Raw genomic sequence first — 16,572 nt, forward strand, 5'->3', positions numbered from 1 at the left:
TGAATTCACCAAAGAACTTGGTGATCGCTGCAGTCAACGAGGTCTTGCCATGGTCAACGTGACCAATGGTGCCGATGTTTACGTGTGGTTTATTACGTTCAAACTTGCTTTTTGCCATCGCCGTTGTTCTCTTTGTTCTAGAACCGCTCGAGCGTCCGCGCAAAAGCCTGAAAGACATTCGCGCCGACATTTATGCCAAAACGGAACGGCGAACCGCCCGTCGATGATACCTTACTGCCTATCCGCTCTTGAAAACTGGAGCGGGTAACGGGAATCGAACCCGTGTATTCAGCTTGGAAGGCTGCTGCTCTACCATTGAGCTATACCCGCATACTCTAAACTCTGATCCGACAGTGGTGGAGGAAGTTGGATTTGAACCAACGTAGGCTTAGCCAACGGATTTACAGTCCGTCCCCTTTAACCGCTCGGGCATTCCTCCTAATATCACTATCAGCAGAGTCGAGTAACTAGGCATTTTCTGCAGAATGTCTGGTTGTCTACAAGAGCGTTCCATCGTTCTGCGAGGGGGCTTATGCCGATATGCGCTCGTCCTGTCAACAGGGTAAAAGTGAAAAGAATGCAGAACATTCCACAGCTTGCACATATCAGTGCCTGTCGGAGCGCGGAGAACCGCACGAAACCGGGATTTGATGCCTGTCTATAAAGATAATTTCTCGCCTTAAATAAAATCGGACACGCTATCTTCCACACAATGGACACGCTATAAGCGCCTCATGAACGATCAAAACTCTCCCCGTACCCCAAAAGATTCTCACTATGCTCGTCTGCGTCGCGAACATCGCGACCAGAAAGCCGCGCATGAAGGCAAGGTGCCACACAAGGCGCAACGTGCTCTTATACCTGCAGGACGTGTAGCGGAAGGAACAGTTCGTCTTTATGGCCTGCATACTGTACGCGCTGCTGTAGAGAATCCCGCGCGCAAGATTTTGCGCATGCGTGCCACCCGCAATGGCTTCGCTCGCCTTGAAATTGGCGAAGCGGAATCGCTGCCCTTCCCCGTGGAAATCGTCGAACCCAAAGAAATCGACAAGGAAACAGGTTCGGATGCTGTGCATCAGGGCGTTATGATTGAAGCGGAACCACTTCGTCATAAGAAACTCTCCGAGCTTATAGACAGCCCACTTTTGCTGGTGCTTGATCAGGTCACAGATCCGCATAATGTCGGCGCGATTACACGTTCTGCTGTCGCCTTTGGTGCAGGCGCAATCATCACAACAAGCCGCCACAGTCCGCAGGAAAGCGGCGTTTTGGCGAAAGCCGCATCCGGTGCACTTGAATTGATTCCCCATATCGAAGTGCGCAATCTGGCAGACGCAATCGAAGAATTGCATTCGCTCGGTTTCATGACCATTGGCCTTGATTCGGAAGGCTCACAGGAAATGGAATCAACATTGGCCGGCGATCGCGTGGCGCTTGTTTTGGGTGCCGAAGGCAAAGGGTTGCGTCAGAAAACACGGGAAACAGTCACCGCGTTGGCACGTCTCGACATGCCCGGCGAAATCAAGTCGCTTAACGTATCCAATGCAGCCGCTATTTCGCTTTATGCGGCCGAGCGCTATCTGCGCTCGCGCCGTACTTCTTAATTAATAAATCACGTTAGAATCTGGAGCGCTGCATACGCTCCAGATTCTCATTTACGCAGTTGCGATATACGTGCGAATCTCTTCGGCTTCACGTTCCACGTCTTCGATACGCCGCTTCACAACGTCACCAATAGAAATGATTCCCGCAAGCTTGCCATTTTCTTCCACCGGCATATGGCGAAAGCGGTTATGCGTCATAATTTCCATCACCTGATTAATCGTGTGATGTTCGCGGCAAACCTGTACTTTCGTCGTCATAAACTCCGACACAGGCCGCTTACCTACGGCATCCTGCCCACTCTCTTGAAGCTGCATTGTTGCTACCGCACGAACCACATCGCGCTCAGACAGAATCCCTTTGATATGGCCCACTTCGTCACAGGCAACGATCGCGCCGATCTTATATTGGGCAAGAATGGCAATGGCGTGCGAAAGCGTATCATCGGGCCTGATGACAACGACATCCCTGCCCTTGTTTTCGAGTATAGATCTAACAGTCATGCCAAAGTCCCTCCCAAGGTTCAGCAATCAAATCACGTAGCCCCGCCACATGATTCTAACGCAACGCCTCCAGTTACGTTCCGACAATGGTGCGCCTTGATTGATTGCTTTGCAAGCAGACTAATATCAAAGCCCATTGGGCTTTGATATTAGTCTGAGTGGCGTTTGAACTGCTTCAAGGCGTGATGCGTAAGCATTTTAGCGCCTTGGTATAAATAGGGAGAGAAATTATCTGCGCCGTAAGATCGCATCGTAGCTGCGGGGTTTATCGAGCAGTGAAATGCCAAAGAATCCGGCGACAAAGCCACCAATATGCGCTTCCCAAGCAATACCCGACAAGTCAGCACCACCCGTCGAATAAAGACCAGTCGCCAGATTGATAAGAAACCATACGCCGACGAAAACCAAAACCGGCTTCAAAGTGAGTGTGAGGCCAATGGGTAGCACTGGCCCGGCAAACTCTGATTTCCGACCATGACCAACCCGACGGAAACCGTAACGCGCCGCAGCGCCCATCATCCCGGAAATAGCGCCCGAAGCACCGACAAGCGGCGTAACGCTCTCAGGATAAATCGCGTAATGCGTCAATCCGGCAATAACCGATGTGAGAACCCAGAAAATAATCATGCGTCCGGTGCCGATTCGGCCTGCAAGTGGCGATCCGAATGCTGCAAACCAGATCATATTAACTGCTATGTGTGCGATCCCACCATGCATGAACGAATAACTAATAAGCGTAAACAGCGCTGCCGGACTGGAAAAACCATCAGCAAGCGAGAACCGCGCCGGTATCAATGCAAAATCGAGCATGAACTTGAAATTCTGCTGCTCACTGATCAGGTAGTTCTGATAAATATAGACACCAGCGCAGATTGCCATCAGCGCAAGAACGACGCCCGGTATGTTGAAAATCGGCTCTCCTCTCTCAGGAGTATTCGAGTTTCCGCGCATTTCTTGCTGAGGCACGCTCATGAACCGCCACTTTCATCTTAAAACAATGATCCTAGATAAGTGACAATTCGTTAAAAATAAAGGCCGCCGGAGTGTCCCGAACGGCCTTGTCGCAAATGTATCAACATTGCGAGACAGAATCTGGAGATCAGAAAAAGACCAACCAAGACAATGGCTTCTCTGATAACTCATCAAACTGCTATATAAGAACTTTTGCAACTATTACTTCTTGTTAACCTTAACAAGCAGCTGTCGTGGATGAACAAAGGGTTAAGCTGGCGCTCGACCCGTTAATACTATTTTAATGCGCTGAGCGACGACAACCGTCGCAAATCCAGACAAACGGCCAAAGAGCAACAAGCAGCGCAAGATGAAAAACCGCAGCACGATCGCAATCTTTAGCGAATGGCAGCGACTGGCTTTTAGCCAGAGCGACGGCTTGCATGCACCTGCGCGCGAATCAATCGTGCCGCGCAAGCTTGGACGCCATCTATCGGATCTGCTTTTTCTTGAAGAAGATGATGCTGGCGAATTGATCTTCCGTCTTGCGGGTACTCGCTTATGCGCTTTGTTCGGACGAGAACTCAAAGCAACACGTTTTACAGCACTTTGGCCTGAGCGGAATCGACCAGCTCTCAATGAGCTCGCACGAGACATCAGTGCGCTGCTGGTTCCGGCTTTAAGTCAGAATGACGGCATCAGCCTTTCTGGGCGCAGCCTGTCTTTTGAAATGCTGCTCGCTCCGCTCGAATCAAGCCATGGTGGAAAGCTCAATCTACTCGGCAGCATTTCGGTTTTGGATGATGTCGTCTGGGCGGGTGCCGATCCACTTGTCTTGGGAAATCTCAACAGAATCGAACCTCTGGCACCCGATTACATCGTAAAGCCTGAAATTCGCAAGCCATCCGTTATGACGATGAATGGTGCAAATAGCGCGCGACGCTGGGCAACAACCCCACAATCGCGCGATGTACCGCAATTGCGCGTCATTCCCGGCGGCAAGCTCTAAATCAAAAGGTAAACGCGTACTAAGGTTACGGATTAGCAAACCCGTTTTCAGGTCGTTTTAGGCATCAAAAGGCCATAAATCATGCTAATATGAGCCAAATTGAGCTATCCATGAATAAACCCTTGCCAAAACCGGCACAGTTTTATTCAAATTAGATTAGCATTTTCACGTTTGAATTTCCCCACTCTCAAAGTCTTACACGCATTCTGCTTCCAACAGGGAGCCAAAAAGAATGACGAAGCAAACAATCATCACAGCAATGCTTATCCTTCTGGGAACGGCTTTTGCACAAGCCGCAAGCCCGGCATCGAAATCACACTGGATGCCGACCGGCGAACGCACCTCTCAGCCGATCGGCCATTACGAATTTTGTGAGCGCCATGAAGCCGAGTGCAAAGTCACCAGCTCCAACAGCGCGCCACTCACGCTCAATCAAAAAGTCTGGCATGAAATTATCGCTGTTAATGCCAGCGTGAACGCGAAGATCGCGCCGCGCACCGACATGGAAGTCTGGGGCCACGAAGAATATTGGGAATATCCAACAACGGCGGGCGATTGCGACGACTATATGCTGCTCAAGCGTCGTGAATTAATGGCTCTCGGCATTCCGGCCAACACGCTGCTGATGACCGTCTTGCGTCAGCCGAACGGCGAAGGCCATGCAGTACTAACGCTGCGCACCGACCGTGGTGATTTCATTCTCGACAATCTTGATCAGCGCGTGCTCATCTGGAACGAAACTGACTATACATTCCTCAAGCGCCAGTCGACAACCAATACCGGCGCTTGGGTATCAATCAAGGGTGGCCGCGATCTGCTGGTCAGTGGCATCCGCAACTGAATTTATGAAAACCCTGTAAGAAAGGTACGGGTCGTCATCCCCCGTTCCTTTTCATGCGGGTTCCAGACCACGCATGAAGGACTGGCCTTTTTGGACATAATGCTCTGCAGAAGCTTTGAGCTTTTCAATTACGGATGAATCAAGCTCGCGAATAACACGCGCCGGGGATCCGACGATCAGTGAATTGTCCGGAAATTCCCTGCCTTCCGTGATAAGCGCGCCTGCACCAATCAGGCAATTATTGCCGATCTTCGCACCGTTCAAAATAATCGCGCCCATGCCAATCAGCGTATTATCGCCAATGGTACAGCCGTGTAGGATAGCACGATGCCCAATTGTGCAGCCTTTTCCAATGCTCAACGGAAAACCAATATCGGTATGCATGATGCAATGTTCCTGCACGTTGGTTTTGGCCCCAACCGTAATCGGCTCATTATCGCCGCGTAAAACAGCCCCAAACCAGAAGCTGGCATTCTCGCCAATCACGACTTTGCCGATCAACGTCGCATCGGGTGCAATCCAGTTGGTGGCGCGATCTGCGAAATCTGGCTCGTGACCATTATAAACATAAACTGGCATAGGCTCTCCTCCATCACCAAATCTCAAAATACGATGCGCTATTTGTCATGCAAACGAAATGCAGCTTTCAGACAATAAACTGTTGCGATCAGAAAGATCACGCCAGCTAGCAATTTCAAGCCAACTATGGTCGAAAAAAATCCCCAATCATCGGGCCAGCGATAAACACTTCGCAGACGGCCCATCTGTGACGTCACCGTCATTCTGCTGGTGGATATATTTTGAAAAGCACTGCTGAACAGAAAGAACGAAACGACGGCACCCAAAGCGGTACTCATCCATAGTGATCTGCGTGAGAATGCTCTCATTGCTGTAAAAGGTCGGTTTTCCGGATCCGGCTTTACCGCTCGCTTCTCACGCTTACGAATATTAAGCCATTTCGGAAGTTGTTTATCGTTGTCACTCTGCGCCATGATCAATCGCAGATTTCATAGCCGCTGCTTTCAGCTTCAACAGCTGCCTTAATCCAATAAAAGACATAGCCGTCGCCCTTAAGCTTACCTTGACACAAAGCAACTATATTACCTTGTCCCGCTGGCGCTTTTGCAGCGCAAGATGCCTTCCAACTTGCAAAGCGTTCAATCGAGCCATCCAAAATTTCCGGAAAACCGAAATAAATGCTGCCCATCTTTTGAGCCAGCTCTGGGCACGTGCCATCGTCTTCAATTGCCTGAGCAATCGCAGTTGATGCAAGGAAGCTTAACACTATCGCCACTCCACAAGCAGCGACCTGCGCAAATGATAATCTCATAATGTCTCCCGGTGTGCCTTGAATGGTATTAACTTTTTTAGAGATGACATCCAATCGCATCAAGCCAATAAAAAACGCCCTCCCCGCAAAGCAGGAAGGACGCTTTTGTTTATGCAATCAATCTCAAAGATCGACGTCGAGGATCGCCATCGAGAAATTGTAGGAGAGTTCGCCTTCATCCTCGTCCTTATAGACAAGACCCAGGAACTCGTCTTCCAGATAAACCTCGGCGGAATCGTCTTTACGTGGGCGTGCCTTGATCTGCAGGCCCGGATTGTTGAAAGTCCGCTTGAAATAGGCGTCGAGTTTCTTGAGTTCTTCGGGTTTCAACCGGCTTCTCCTGCTATTGATTTGAGGCCGGTGTAATGCACCCGCCATTATCCGATGTAAAGCATTAAGACACACGCTGGAACGCGCATGCACGAATAGTTATGACCATTTTAGCATGATATAGGCCCCCCCTGACAAAAAACCAGAAGGCGGCGAATTACACAATTTATCAGATCGATAAGCGTTCAGATACCTTCGCCATACATATGTTCGCCGAATGCCGCCTCACCCAGCATCTGGTCCATAACACGCGAAGGCTCGGAGCAACCGCTCTCACCAACCACTTTCGCCGGAACACCGGCAACTGTGGCATTATGCGGAACAGGCTTGAGAACAACCGAGCCTGCGGCAATCTTGGAACAATGTCCCACTTCGATATTGCCGAGAATTTTTGCGCCTGCACCAATCAGCACACCGTGGCGAATCTTCGGATGCCTGTCTCCACTTGCCTTGCCGGTGCCGCCAAGCGTGACGCCATGGAGAATGGAAACATTGTCTTCAATGACGGCTGTTTCACCAACCACAAGCCCCGTCGCGTGATCAAGAAACAGACCGCTGCCAAGCTTTGCCGCTGGATGAATATCGGTCTGGAACATCGACGACGAGCGGCTCTGCAGATAATAGGCGAAATCCTTGCGCCCCTGATTATAAAGCCAATGGGCCAGACGATGGGTCTGAATCGCATGGAATCCTTTGAGATAGAGTACTGGGTCCATGAAACGGTTATAAGCGGGATCGCGATCATAAACCGCCTGAATATCGACACGCAGAATGTGCGGCCATTCGGGATTGGATTCCAGCATTGCTTCAAAAGTTTGACGCAAAATATCAGCGCTCAGATCAGCATGACCGAGACGCTCCGCAATACGATGCATCACAGCATCTTCGAGTGTCGGCTGGTTGAGTATCGTCGCGTAAAGAAACGCGCCAAGCACGGGATCATTCTTGGCAGCTTCCTCCGCTTCGGCACGAATGGAATGCCAGATCGGATCAACTTGTCCCAAAGACGGGGATGTTTTCACGTTCGTACGAACTGACATTATGCAGTCTCCAATTTTGCTCAATGCAGGGAGCGAAAAATTTTGGCCTTATGCAACCTGCATCGCAATGCGAGTTCAGCACATAACATATATCAAAATGACGTGCCTTTACATCGCATAAATCTATCGCAGCTCGACGATACCAAGCTTGCGCAACCTCAAAGAGGATAGTCTTCCAGAAAAGCCAATACGCCTTTCTTATAGACCTTGTCACCCACCGCCAACATATGATCGCGGTCAGGAATATCGAGCGCCTGACCATTTGGCAGCATATCGGCCAATTCTTGCGCACTTCCGGCAATATCGTCTGTGGTGCCAACAGCGACAAGCACCGGCTGCATGATGCGCGCAATTGCCTCGGCAGAAACGAGTTCTTTGGAGGTAATGACACAAGCTGCGAGCGCTAGACGGTCACTTTTTGTCTGATCGGCAAATTTGCGGAACATCAATCCCCGCGGATGCGTGATGGTCGATGGATCTTCTACAAGCAGTGCTTCACCAATCGGCTCCCAATCGCCTGCGCCCGTCACCATACCAATACCAAGCCCGCCAAAAATAGCGCTATGCACACGCTCAGGATGCTCAACTGCCAAAAACGCGGTAATACGCGCACCCATCGAATAACCCATGACATGCGCTTTTTCGATGCCAAGATGATCAAGCAGAGCCTCAGCATCACCTGCCATGGCGCTCGGTGTGTAATCGGCAGCGTCATGGCTTTTTGCCGAAAAACCGTGGCCGCGATTATCGATGGCAATCACACGATAACCAGCTTCGGTCAGCGTGCGAAACCAGCCAGGCGATACCCAATTGACGATGCTTGAGGATGCAAAACCATGAATGAGCAGGATCGGATCGCCTTCACCGTCCTGGCGATAGGCAAGCCGCAAGCCATCATGTTCGAAATATTCAATATCGAGCGCGCTCAATTTTGCATTCCTTTTTGAATTCTGAAACATCAGGCTTTGGGTGCGTTTAACCGCGACAAACGCCACAAATAGCCCTGTGGATCACCCTGTCACCACGTTTGATACCGGTCCGTTTAACAGTCCCGGCCAGAAGTTCAACCACATAAGCCGCAGGCCCCTGTGAAGAAATAATATCTTCGGAAAATGGTACGGCATTTTCATGGATAGCCGAAACATGGCCGGTATCGTCCAGGAAAACCATATCAAGCGGCGACGGTGTATTCTGCATCCACATCATCACATCGCGCATTTCGCCAAAAATAAACAGCATTGCGCGGTCTTTGGGAAAATCTGTGCGCCACATCAAACCGCGCATGCGCGCCTGATCCGTGTCTGCAATCTCCAACCCGAATGAGGCCTTGCCTTGTGACGTCATAAAAGTCAGCGGTTCTTTGTCCAGCGGCAAAAGCATAGGCTTGGTTTCCTGCGCATGCGCAGAAACCGCAAAGAAAATAAATATGAAAGCAAAAAGAATGCGGCCCATGAAATGCTTTTGTCCTGAATATTCATCACACTCAAGGCTATGACGAATGTTGTCGTTGAAACTCGGACATTATCAACGCACTAAAAGCACTACAATAGCCAGTCACAGGCTTGTGACGGCACAGAATAAACAGCAAATCAGTGCGAAACAGGGATTACGGTACCTAGATCAGGATGAATTTCTGCCGCCATAAGGCCTTTATCGCCATCACCAAAACGGATCAGTACGACCTGTCCGGGGCGCAGTTCCATCATTCCGAAACGACGCAGCGTTTCCATGTGAATAAAAATGTCCTCAGTGCCCTCGCCGCGCGTCAAAAAGCCAAAACCCTTGGTGCGGTTGAACCACTTGACGATCACGCGTTCCAAGCCACTTGACGGAGTAACCGTAACATGGGTACGCGGTGGCGCCATCTCCGCAGGGTGAACTGCAGTCGATGTATCCATGGAAAGAACGCGGAAACATTGCATGCCACGATCACCATTGCGCACTTCGCAAATGATGCGCGAGCCTTCAAGTGCTGTCTGAAATCCATCGCGGCGCAGCGTGGTTACATGCAACAAAATATCGGAAACGCCCGGCTGATCGGGGACAATGAAGCCATAGCCCTTCGCAACGTCGAACCATTTGATGTGACCCGACAGTTCAACGAGTTCGCCTAGCTCGTCTGAGGAGGCCTGACTACGAAGCTGGTCATTCGACACAGATTTGTCTGCCATGCGCTCGTCCCTCCTCTTTTGCTGCGTTGCGATTCTGCGCTGATTCTTATGCAAAGAATAACACTTCATTAACCGGAGGCGGCAAGCCCTAACTTTTCCAGAATTGAAGATGACCACAGGCTTTATGCGCTCATCATTAATTCTTAAATTTCTTAAACTCGAAATTGCTCTTCCAGAGTTGTTGTCAAAACATATGGCAGAACAGCCATTCGGCAACTGGAATAGCTGCGTTTTCACACAGCTAACCTATCCCCGGAGCTATTCATCTGAACCATTCTCTTGAGAATGCGTTACATTTTATAACTGGCCGAGATTCGAAACAGGAGAAGATTATGCGTTATCTGCACACGATGGTTAGAGTTCGCGACATTGATGAATCGCTCGATTTTTATGTGAACAAATTTGGTCTTGAAGAAATACGCCGCACAGAAAACGAAAAAGGCCGCTTCACGCTGATTTTCCTCGCAGCACCATCGGACAAGGACAAAGCACTGGCAGATCGCGCGCCAGAGCTGGAACTGACCTATAACTGGGACCCGGAAACCTATACCGGCGGTCGCAATTTCGGCCATCTCGCTTATGCAGTCGATGATATTTATGAAGCCTGTCAGAAGCTGAAAGACGCTGGCGTTACGATTAATCGTCCGCCACGTGACGGTCACATGGCCTTCATCAAGTCACCAGATGGCATTTCCATTGAGCTGATCCAAAAGGGCGAGCGCCTTGCGCCGCAGGAGCCGTGGGCTTCCGCCGAAAATATCGGCAATTGGTAATAAGAAAAAAGCCCGGTCTAGTGGTCTGATTCCGACATTTGCGTCCGTGGTAGGAGGCGCTGAGCAAATGTCGGAATTAAAAGACCACTAGCAACTAAAGGTATCTAGTGGATTTATCGAATTTGACGTTTGAAACAGCATTTATGTCAGTCGGGGCTCAAACATCAAATTCAATCCACTAGCGACCGGGCTTTTTGTCTTTATTCCGTTCCCTGAATGGCTGACAGTAGCCAATCACCACCGTCTACACGGGTAAAGGTCCAGACCTCGACGCTTTCAACCGGCTCATCAGGGTTGCCCTCAACAACAGCACCCGTATTGCGGTCGAGCATGATGTCGATAGCTGAATAGCGAATAGCAACCGTTGCATAATCAACATTACCTTCGCGCCAAGCTTCGGAAACATCGCCCTGAAGCAGTTTCACGTCCTTCACTTCGTTGCGCATACCACTGGAAGCGATCTCGCCCAGCTCTTCGGCCAGATAAGACATGGCTTCCGGTGTCGCCAACTTGCGCAGCGCTGCATAATCCTCACGGCCATAAGCGGTCTGAATTTCCTTAAGCATCAGCTCAAAACGATCAAGTTCTTCCTGACCGACATCCATCGGCTCGTCTTCAACAACGGGCGCAGCTGGAACTTCTGCTTGCTTGTTGGCAAATGGATTGACCGAAGGCGTGCGGCTTGCGGTGTTTGACTGCGGTGCGGCAGTCTTTGCAGAACCAAAGACCTGTGCAGCATTAAAAGGCTGAGCACCGGCGTTGCCTGCACCGGCTGCTGCCGTCTGACGACGACTTGCAATCATGCGCATGACGAACATAGCAATGAGAGCGATGATCGCAACCTGCAAGAGGAGGCCAAACATACCAGCCATACCGCCAAGGCCGTTACCCAGCAGCATGCCAATCAGACCACCAACAAGAAGGCCACCGAGCATCGAACGGCCAAAATTGCCGAACATGCCGCCCGAACGTGCGGCTGCATTTTGCGTGCCAGCGGCAGCACCCGGACGGTTGGTCTGTTGTGCACCTGTATTTGGCGTCATCGAACGCTCAACAGGCGCTGCATTGTTTGGTGCAGTCCGTGTTGGTGCAGGTGCCTGATAAGTACGCGCACCACGGCTACCAAAACCGCCCCCGCCTGCACGGCGAGCCTCGGCGAAATCGACAGCGGCAAAAGAGGCGATAAGCCCAAGGACCATTGCAGCGGTCAGTTTGGTCAGGCGGTTTCCGGAACCCGGCATAAGTATCTCCCAATAGAGTAATCACAGATTATTTTATTCCGTGATCATATGGGAATTCACCCCCCATTTTCACAAGGGCGTAAAGACAAAAAAGTTGAGAAAATTCAAATAGGCACAGCCGCATCCAGAATCTGGATCTGAGGTGTAACAGAACCGTTCCAGTGGTTGAGCGAGAGATTGCCAACAATGTGTACGCTCTGACCGATATTATTGAACAAAAACCGCCCCAGATCGCCTTCAGCGACACGGAAAGCAATAGCATTCACACGCTTTCCATCGGCACCACGCAAGACAACGCGGACGTGATCACGCCCGACAGTGCGCACATCAGCCAATATGTGATGCGGGAGCGCCAAAACCGGCTGCGTATGGCCGGAACCAAAAGGTCCGGCTTTCTGCAGAGACTCATAAAGCGCGACAGTCGCACCCGATGCCGCCACTGCGCCATCAATGAAAAGGCTCTGATCGTCGCGCAGCCGCGCAACAATATCGGCAGATTCTTCTTCAAGAAACGCCCGCAACGCGCCAAGCTTGGCACGCTCAATGGTGATGCCAGCCGCCATAGCGTGGCCACCGCCCTTAACGAGCAATCCTTTTTCAACAGCCCCGCGCACCAGCTTGCCGAGATCAAGCCCCGCAATCGAACGCCCCGAACCCGAACCAATGCCATTGGCATTAAATGAGATCGCAAAAGCCGGACGACGCGCCTTTTCTTTGAGCCTAGAAGCCAGAAGGCCAACAATCCCAGGATGCCAGCGATCACTGGCCGTAACAATAACAGATGCGCCTGCACCACCTGAAAGCTCAAGCGAGGCCTCTGCTTCTGCTTCGATCAGCATCTCTGCTTCCATTGCCTGCCGTTCTTGATTGAGTCGGTCAAGCTCAACTGCAATCGGATCAGCGGCAGTAGAATCATCCAATGTCAGCAAGCGGGCACCTAAGCCCGCATCGCCAATGCGACCACCGGCATTGATACGCGGACCAATCAGATAGCCGAGATGGAAAACATTCAACGGTTCGCCGATACGTGAAACACGGCCAAGCGCGGCAAGCCCCGCATTGCTCTGGCTACGGGCGACCAGCAGACCTTTGACAACGAAGGCACGGTTCACGCCTTTCAGTGGCACCACATCGCAAACGGTTGCAAGTGCGACAAGATCAAGCATGCCAAGCAAATCCGGGCCTGTACCTTTTCCACGCTCGCGCAGAACTTTCGTAACCTGAACAAGCGTGAGAAACACGACGCCCGCGGCGCAAAGATGCTCCTGCTGCGAAATATCGTCTTCACGATTGGGATTGACGATGGCCACCGCATCATCCGGCAGATCACCGCCGACCTGATGGTGATCGAGCACCACAACATCAGCTCCCGCTTCTTTTGCAGCGGTAATGGATGGAGCGCTGTTGGTGCCGCAATCAACCGTCACGATCAGCGATGCGCCCTTTGCGACAAGCTCACGCATCGCATCAGGGTTCGGGCCATATCCTTCAAAGATACGATCCGGAATATAAATCGAATGGGTAATACCGTAATGTTTGAAAAAACGCGCCATCAATGCCGATGAACAGGCACCATCAACATCGTAATCGCCGAAAATTGCCACCGTTTCGCGCCGCATAATAGCGTCCGCGATGCGGTTGGCAGCCTTATCCATATCGGTCAGCATGGCTGGATCAGGCATGAGATTGCGCAGACTCGGATCAATAAATTCCGGCGCACGTTCAACACTTACGCCGCGCCCTGCGAGCACGCGCGAAACAAGATCAGAAATGCCGTGATGCTGCGCTATTGCGAGCGCTGTATTGGCCTCGCGCGGCCCAAGCCGGTCCATCCATTTCTGGCCAGTGACGGATTTGCGGATACCGAGAAAAAAGCGTTCTGTTGTCATGGCTTCTTAAAGACACAAAAGGCGGCATTTTTGCAATGCCGCCTTTTAAACAACCCGAAGCTAGTTATGTCAGAACTTCGATAGGTCCTGATGCCGCGCCTTGATTTCACGCACTGTCTGCGAGCTTGAGCGCATGACGATTGTGTGAGTCTGAATGTAGTCGCGGGCAAATTTCACGCCGGAAAGCATATTGCCATCGGTCACGCCAGTTGCTGCAAACAGCACATCGCCCTTTGCCATTTCCTCCATTGTGTAGATTTTTTTCGGATCAGAAATGCCCATCTTGGCGGCACGAGCAATCTTTTCATCAGAATTGAGCTGCAAACGTCCCTGCATCTGACCGCCAATGCAACGCAGTGCTGCTGCTGCAAGAACACCCTCTGGCGCACCGCCAATACCGATATAAATATCAATGCCGGTTTCATCAGGATTGGTGGTGTGCATCACACCTGCAACATCACCATCGCCGATCAAGCGAATTGAAGCACCCGTTGCGCGGACTTCTTCGATCAAACGCGCATGGCGCGGGCGATCCATAATGCATGCCGTAATTTCATGCGGCTGCACGCCTTTTGCCTTAGCAATCGCGTGGATATTATCGGTCGGTGATGCGTCAAGATCGACAACGCCTTTCGGATAACCCGGTCCGACAGCAATCTTTTCCATGTAAACGTCAGGCGCGTAGAGCAGATTGCCCTTCTCGGCAATGGCGATCACCGCCAAAGAGTTTGGCAGGTTCTTGGCACAAATCGTTGTGCCTTCCAGTGGGTCAAGCGCAATATCGACATCCGGTCCCTGCCGGGTGCCAACTTCTTCGCCAATATAAAGCATTGGCGCTTCATCACGTTCACCTTCACCGATCACAACAGTACCGGCAATCGGCAAGCGGTTGAGTTCCTGACGCATGGCGTCAACTGCGGCCTGATCGGCAGCCATTTCATCACCACGTCCACGCAGGCGCGCTGCGGCAACAGCTGCGCGCTCGGCCACACGGACCAGCTCCAGCGTCAGAATACGATCCAATCCGTGCGGTTGCTGTTCTGTCGTTTTGGCCATGTGAACAAAGTCCTGAATTCGTATGAAATCGATGCTTCGCTATATATAGCGACATTGTGCATATGTTTTGTCAAAGTCCCAGCCCACCTGCAAGAGAAACAACGGTAAAAAGATTTACCGCTCAAACTCTTAATCGATTTAGCGCAACATACCTGATTTCATGGCATGAGCGTTCAACCCGCAGCGCGTTCGAACAAAATCTCCGGACTATCCACTTCTATTAGCTTTTTTCTGTCGATCATCCAGAAACGATTGCCGACATTGCGCACGAAACTGCGATCATGCGAAACAATGAGACTGGCCGTTTCATCGCTCAACAATTCAGCTTCCAGCGCTTCCTGACCGTCAATATCCAGATGATTGGTGGGCTCATCAAGGATATAAAAATTCGGCTTGGTGAGACGCAGAACTAGCATGGCAAGCCGTGCTTTCTGTCCGCCCGAGAGCCGCGACAAGGGGTTCGCCTGCATATCTAGCGTCATGCCTGCACCTGCCAGCAACGACCGTGCACGCTGGTCGCCCACGTCGAAACTTTTCATGATCGTTTCAAATGGCGTCCAGTCACCATTCAGCTCTGATAGAGCCTGATCGGTATAGCCAAGCACCAGTGAAGGCGTCGCCTTAATACCCACAAGCAATTGTTCTGGATGGATGATAGCCTCACGAACCAAGGTCAGAAGCCGCGTCTTACCCGTACCATTGGCACCGAGCAGCACAATACGATCGCCGGGATTGACCCAAAACTGACCGGTCTTATAAAGCGAGCATCCATCAGGTGTTGCAATCTCGGCCTGATCAATGACGATCAGCGCCTTGGCATGGCTGCCGCGACCATCAAGCTTGATCTTACCAGCAGAACGTTCAACATGTGCCGATTTCGCACTTTCCTCAATTTTCTCGGCTCTCGCACGCAATTGCTTGGTTTTCACCACCAGCAAATCGCTGCCCGAATTAATGCCTATATTGTTGAGCTTCGCTGCCTGTCTGCGCAATTGTTGCACAGTCTTCATGTTCTTCTCAAACTGACGGGCATCAGCGGTATCAATCTCGTTAAGTGCAACACGCGCCTGACTATAAGGCAGAGAGAAAACAAACGATTTATCCGCACGCAGGAAAAGCGTGCGTTTCGTCACCCTATCGAGAAAAGCCCGATCATGGCTGCATACGATAACCGCCACTGAACGCGGTAGCGCATCAAGCCATTTTTCCAGCAAGTGCACCTTTTCAAGGTCAAGATGATTGGTCGGCTCGTCGAGCAAAAGCACATCAGGCTCGGAAACCCATGTTCGCGCCAGAAGCGCAAGCCGTTGCCAGCCGCCGCTCAGTTGCCGAACAGAAAGACCTCGCAATTCTTCAGGAACATTCAGATCATCAAGCACTATGTCTACGCGCCAGCTTTCATAGTCGCGCGCATCTTTATCCAGTCCACTAAGAACGAGATCATAAAAGGACAGGTCCATCAGATCGGCGGAAACATACTGGCTGACATAACCAATTTTCAGCCCCCGCGAACGGGTAATGGCACCGCTGGTCGGTTCACCTTCGCCGACGATAAGGCGCAAAAGACTGGTCTTGCCGCGACCATTAGCAGCAACGATTCCAAGACGTTCGCCCTCGCCCACGACAAAATCGAGGTTAGCGAACAACGTCTGATTAAGGGTGAGCGAAAGATTCTGAACAGAGATAAGAGACATGGCAATAAGCCCAATTCTGTCAAGCACTGATAAGCTGCTCTCAAACAGACTTGATCCACCTGCTTGCAAATTTTCGGCTACAGCTATTCAAGCTGCGCCTTTGGAAAAGGCAGAAAAAGACTATCGTTTCAGTCTTAATCAG

Annotated in this window: 19 protein-coding genes and 2 tRNA genes; 4 read left to right on the forward strand and 17 right to left on the reverse strand. The window is 51.1% G+C overall.

The features are described 5' to 3' along the window. The 3 genes from CEV31_RS00720 to CEV31_RS00735 form a co-directional block, all read right to left on the reverse strand. Positions 1–118 (reverse strand): GTP-binding protein (locus CEV31_RS00720; protein WP_143850884.1); only part of this gene is annotated, 118 nt, incomplete at its 3' end. A gap of 138 nt (positions 119–256) precedes the next feature. Next, positions 257–330 (reverse strand) — tRNA-Gly (locus CEV31_RS00730). A gap of 24 nt (positions 331–354) precedes the next feature. Then, positions 355–439, reverse strand: a tRNA-Tyr gene (locus tag CEV31_RS00735). Positions 440–734: 295 nt separating this feature from the next. Between CEV31_RS00735 and rlmB the strand changes: the two genes are divergently transcribed. Beyond that, the gene (rlmB, locus tag CEV31_RS00740; RefSeq protein WP_094505001.1) at positions 735–1,604 is read left to right on the forward strand and encodes a 23S rRNA (guanosine(2251)-2'-O)-methyltransferase RlmB; all 870 of its coding nucleotides are present in this window, start codon (positions 735–737) and stop codon (positions 1,602–1,604) included. Between the two features lie 51 nt (positions 1,605–1,655). Here the strand turns inward: rlmB and CEV31_RS00745 are convergent, their stop codons facing one another. Both CEV31_RS00745 and CEV31_RS00750 read right to left on the reverse strand, forming a co-directional pair. Beyond that, positions 1,656–2,105 carry a CBS domain-containing protein gene (locus tag CEV31_RS00745; protein WP_094505002.1) on the reverse strand — a complete coding sequence of 150 codons (450 nt, stop codon included), beginning with the start codon at positions 2,103–2,105 and terminating at the stop codon, positions 1,656–1,658. A gap of 228 nt (positions 2,106–2,333) precedes the next feature. Next, entirely contained in the window at positions 2,334–3,077 is a 744-nt protein-coding gene (locus CEV31_RS00750; RefSeq protein WP_094505003.1) for a rhomboid family intramembrane serine protease, read from the reverse strand. A 349-nt stretch (positions 3,078–3,426) separates the two neighbouring features. On the opposite strand from CEV31_RS00750, the gene CEV31_RS00755 reads away from it, so the two are divergent. Both CEV31_RS00755 and CEV31_RS00760 read left to right on the forward strand, forming a co-directional pair. Next, entirely contained in the window at positions 3,427–4,065 is a 639-nt protein-coding gene (locus CEV31_RS00755) for a PAS domain-containing protein (protein WP_094505004.1), read from the forward strand. 232 nt (positions 4,066–4,297) lie between these two features. Continuing rightward, entirely contained in the window at positions 4,298–4,906 is a 609-nt protein-coding gene (locus tag CEV31_RS00760; protein WP_094505005.1) for a transglutaminase-like cysteine peptidase, read from the forward strand. Between the two features lie 51 nt (positions 4,907–4,957). Here CEV31_RS00760 and CEV31_RS00765 read toward each other — a convergent pair whose 3' ends face one another. The 8 genes from CEV31_RS00765 to CEV31_RS00800 all read right to left on the reverse strand — a co-directional run bounded on the left by CEV31_RS00765 (position 4,958) and on the right by CEV31_RS00800 (position 9,777). Beyond that, positions 4,958–5,485: a gamma carbonic anhydrase family protein gene (locus CEV31_RS00765; protein WP_094505006.1), complete on the reverse strand. Its 528-nt coding sequence runs from the start codon at positions 5,483–5,485 to the stop codon at positions 4,958–4,960. Positions 5,486–5,523: 38 nt separating this feature from the next. After that, on the reverse strand, positions 5,524–5,898 hold the full coding sequence (locus CEV31_RS00770) for a hypothetical protein (protein ID WP_094505007.1): 375 nt from the start codon (positions 5,896–5,898) through the stop codon (positions 5,524–5,526). Positions 5,899–5,900: 2 nt separating this feature from the next. After that, entirely contained in the window at positions 5,901–6,353 is a 453-nt protein-coding gene (locus CEV31_RS00775) for a hypothetical protein (RefSeq protein ID WP_235818006.1), read from the reverse strand. Between the two features lie 6 nt (positions 6,354–6,359). Further along, positions 6,360–6,566, reverse strand: a complete 207-nt coding sequence (locus CEV31_RS00780; protein WP_094505009.1) for a DUF3126 family protein — start codon at positions 6,564–6,566, stop codon at positions 6,360–6,362. Positions 6,567–6,751: 185 nt separating this feature from the next. Further along, positions 6,752–7,606, reverse strand: coding sequence for a serine O-acetyltransferase (gene cysE, locus CEV31_RS00785; protein ID WP_094505010.1), 855 nt, complete (start codon positions 7,604–7,606; stop codon positions 6,752–6,754). A gap of 158 nt (positions 7,607–7,764) precedes the next feature. Next, positions 7,765–8,535 (reverse strand): alpha/beta fold hydrolase, encoded by a 771-nt coding sequence (locus CEV31_RS00790; protein WP_094505059.1) that lies wholly within the window; start codon positions 8,533–8,535, stop codon positions 7,765–7,767. 46 nt (positions 8,536–8,581) lie between these two features. Then, the gene (locus CEV31_RS00795) at positions 8,582–9,058 is read right to left on the reverse strand and encodes a DUF192 domain-containing protein (protein WP_094505011.1); all 477 of its coding nucleotides are present in this window, start codon (positions 9,056–9,058) and stop codon (positions 8,582–8,584) included. A gap of 137 nt (positions 9,059–9,195) precedes the next feature. Beyond that, positions 9,196–9,777: a cold-shock protein gene (locus CEV31_RS00800; RefSeq protein ID WP_094505012.1), complete on the reverse strand. Its 582-nt coding sequence runs from the start codon at positions 9,775–9,777 to the stop codon at positions 9,196–9,198. Between the two features lie 332 nt (positions 9,778–10,109). Here CEV31_RS00800 and gloA point away from each other — a divergent pair, with 332 nt between their 5' ends. Beyond that, a complete protein-coding gene (gene gloA / locus CEV31_RS00805) occupies positions 10,110–10,550 on the forward strand; it encodes a lactoylglutathione lyase (RefSeq protein ID WP_094505013.1) in 441 nt (146 codons plus the stop codon). 200 nt (positions 10,551–10,750) lie between these two features. Here the strand turns inward: gloA and CEV31_RS00810 are convergent, their stop codons facing one another. From CEV31_RS00810 to CEV31_RS00825, 4 genes are all read right to left on the reverse strand, one after another. After that, positions 10,751–11,791: a Tim44 domain-containing protein gene (locus tag CEV31_RS00810; protein ID WP_094505014.1), complete on the reverse strand. Its 1,041-nt coding sequence runs from the start codon at positions 11,789–11,791 to the stop codon at positions 10,751–10,753. 104 nt (positions 11,792–11,895) lie between these two features. Continuing rightward, the gene (recJ, locus tag CEV31_RS00815) at positions 11,896–13,680 is read right to left on the reverse strand and encodes a single-stranded-DNA-specific exonuclease RecJ (RefSeq protein ID WP_094505015.1); all 1,785 of its coding nucleotides are present in this window, start codon (positions 13,678–13,680) and stop codon (positions 11,896–11,898) included. A 69-nt stretch (positions 13,681–13,749) separates the two neighbouring features. Next, entirely contained in the window at positions 13,750–14,736 is a 987-nt protein-coding gene (gene glpX / locus CEV31_RS00820) for a class II fructose-bisphosphatase (RefSeq protein WP_094505016.1), read from the reverse strand. 173 nt (positions 14,737–14,909) lie between these two features. After that, positions 14,910–16,430, reverse strand: coding sequence for an ABC-F family ATP-binding cassette domain-containing protein (locus CEV31_RS00825; protein WP_094505017.1), 1,521 nt, complete (start codon positions 16,428–16,430; stop codon positions 14,910–14,912). Positions 16,431–16,572 lie beyond the last annotated feature (142 nt).

It is taken from the genome of Brucella thiophenivorans, from assembly GCF_002252445.1.
GTDB classification, from domain to species: domain Bacteria; phylum Pseudomonadota; class Alphaproteobacteria; order Rhizobiales; family Rhizobiaceae; genus Brucella; species Brucella thiophenivorans.

Bases quoted from the DNA above. Each gene is read 5' to 3' on its own strand.
- gloA (WP_094505013.1), top strand. From the start codon at position 10,110: ATGCGTTATCTGCACACGATGGTTAGAGTTCGCGACATTGATGAATCG.
- CEV31_RS00800 (WP_094505012.1), bottom strand. From the start codon at position 9,777: ATGGCAGACAAATCTGTGTCGAATGACCAGCTTCGTAGTCAGGCCTCC.
- CEV31_RS00825 (WP_094505017.1), bottom strand. From the start codon at position 16,430: ATGTCTCTTATCTCTGTTCAGAATCTTTCGCTCACCCTTAATCAGACG.
- recJ (WP_094505015.1), bottom strand. From the start codon at position 13,680: ATGACAACAGAACGCTTTTTTCTCGGTATCCGCAAATCCGTCACTGGC.
- CEV31_RS00760 (WP_094505005.1), top strand. From the start codon at position 4,298: ATGACGAAGCAAACAATCATCACAGCAATGCTTATCCTTCTGGGAACG.
- CEV31_RS00765 (WP_094505006.1), bottom strand. From the start codon at position 5,485: ATGCCAGTTTATGTTTATAATGGTCACGAGCCAGATTTCGCAGATCGC.
- CEV31_RS00810 (WP_094505014.1), bottom strand. From the start codon at position 11,791: ATGCCGGGTTCCGGAAACCGCCTGACCAAACTGACCGCTGCAATGGTC.
- rlmB (WP_094505001.1), top strand. From the start codon at position 735: ATGAACGATCAAAACTCTCCCCGTACCCCAAAAGATTCTCACTATGCT.
- CEV31_RS00745 (WP_094505002.1), bottom strand. From the start codon at position 2,105: ATGACTGTTAGATCTATACTCGAAAACAAGGGCAGGGATGTCGTTGTC.
- CEV31_RS00755 (WP_094505004.1), top strand. From the start codon at position 3,427: ATGAAAAACCGCAGCACGATCGCAATCTTTAGCGAATGGCAGCGACTG.
- glpX (WP_094505016.1), bottom strand. From the start codon at position 14,736: ATGGCCAAAACGACAGAACAGCAACCGCACGGATTGGATCGTATTCTG.
- CEV31_RS00750 (WP_094505003.1), bottom strand. From the start codon at position 3,077: ATGAGCGTGCCTCAGCAAGAAATGCGCGGAAACTCGAATACTCCTGAG.
- CEV31_RS00795 (WP_094505011.1), bottom strand. From the start codon at position 9,058: ATGGGCCGCATTCTTTTTGCTTTCATATTTATTTTCTTTGCGGTTTCT.
- cysE (WP_094505010.1), bottom strand. From the start codon at position 7,606: ATGTCAGTTCGTACGAACGTGAAAACATCCCCGTCTTTGGGACAAGTT.
- CEV31_RS00770 (WP_094505007.1), bottom strand. From the start codon at position 5,898: ATGGCGCAGAGTGACAACGATAAACAACTTCCGAAATGGCTTAATATT.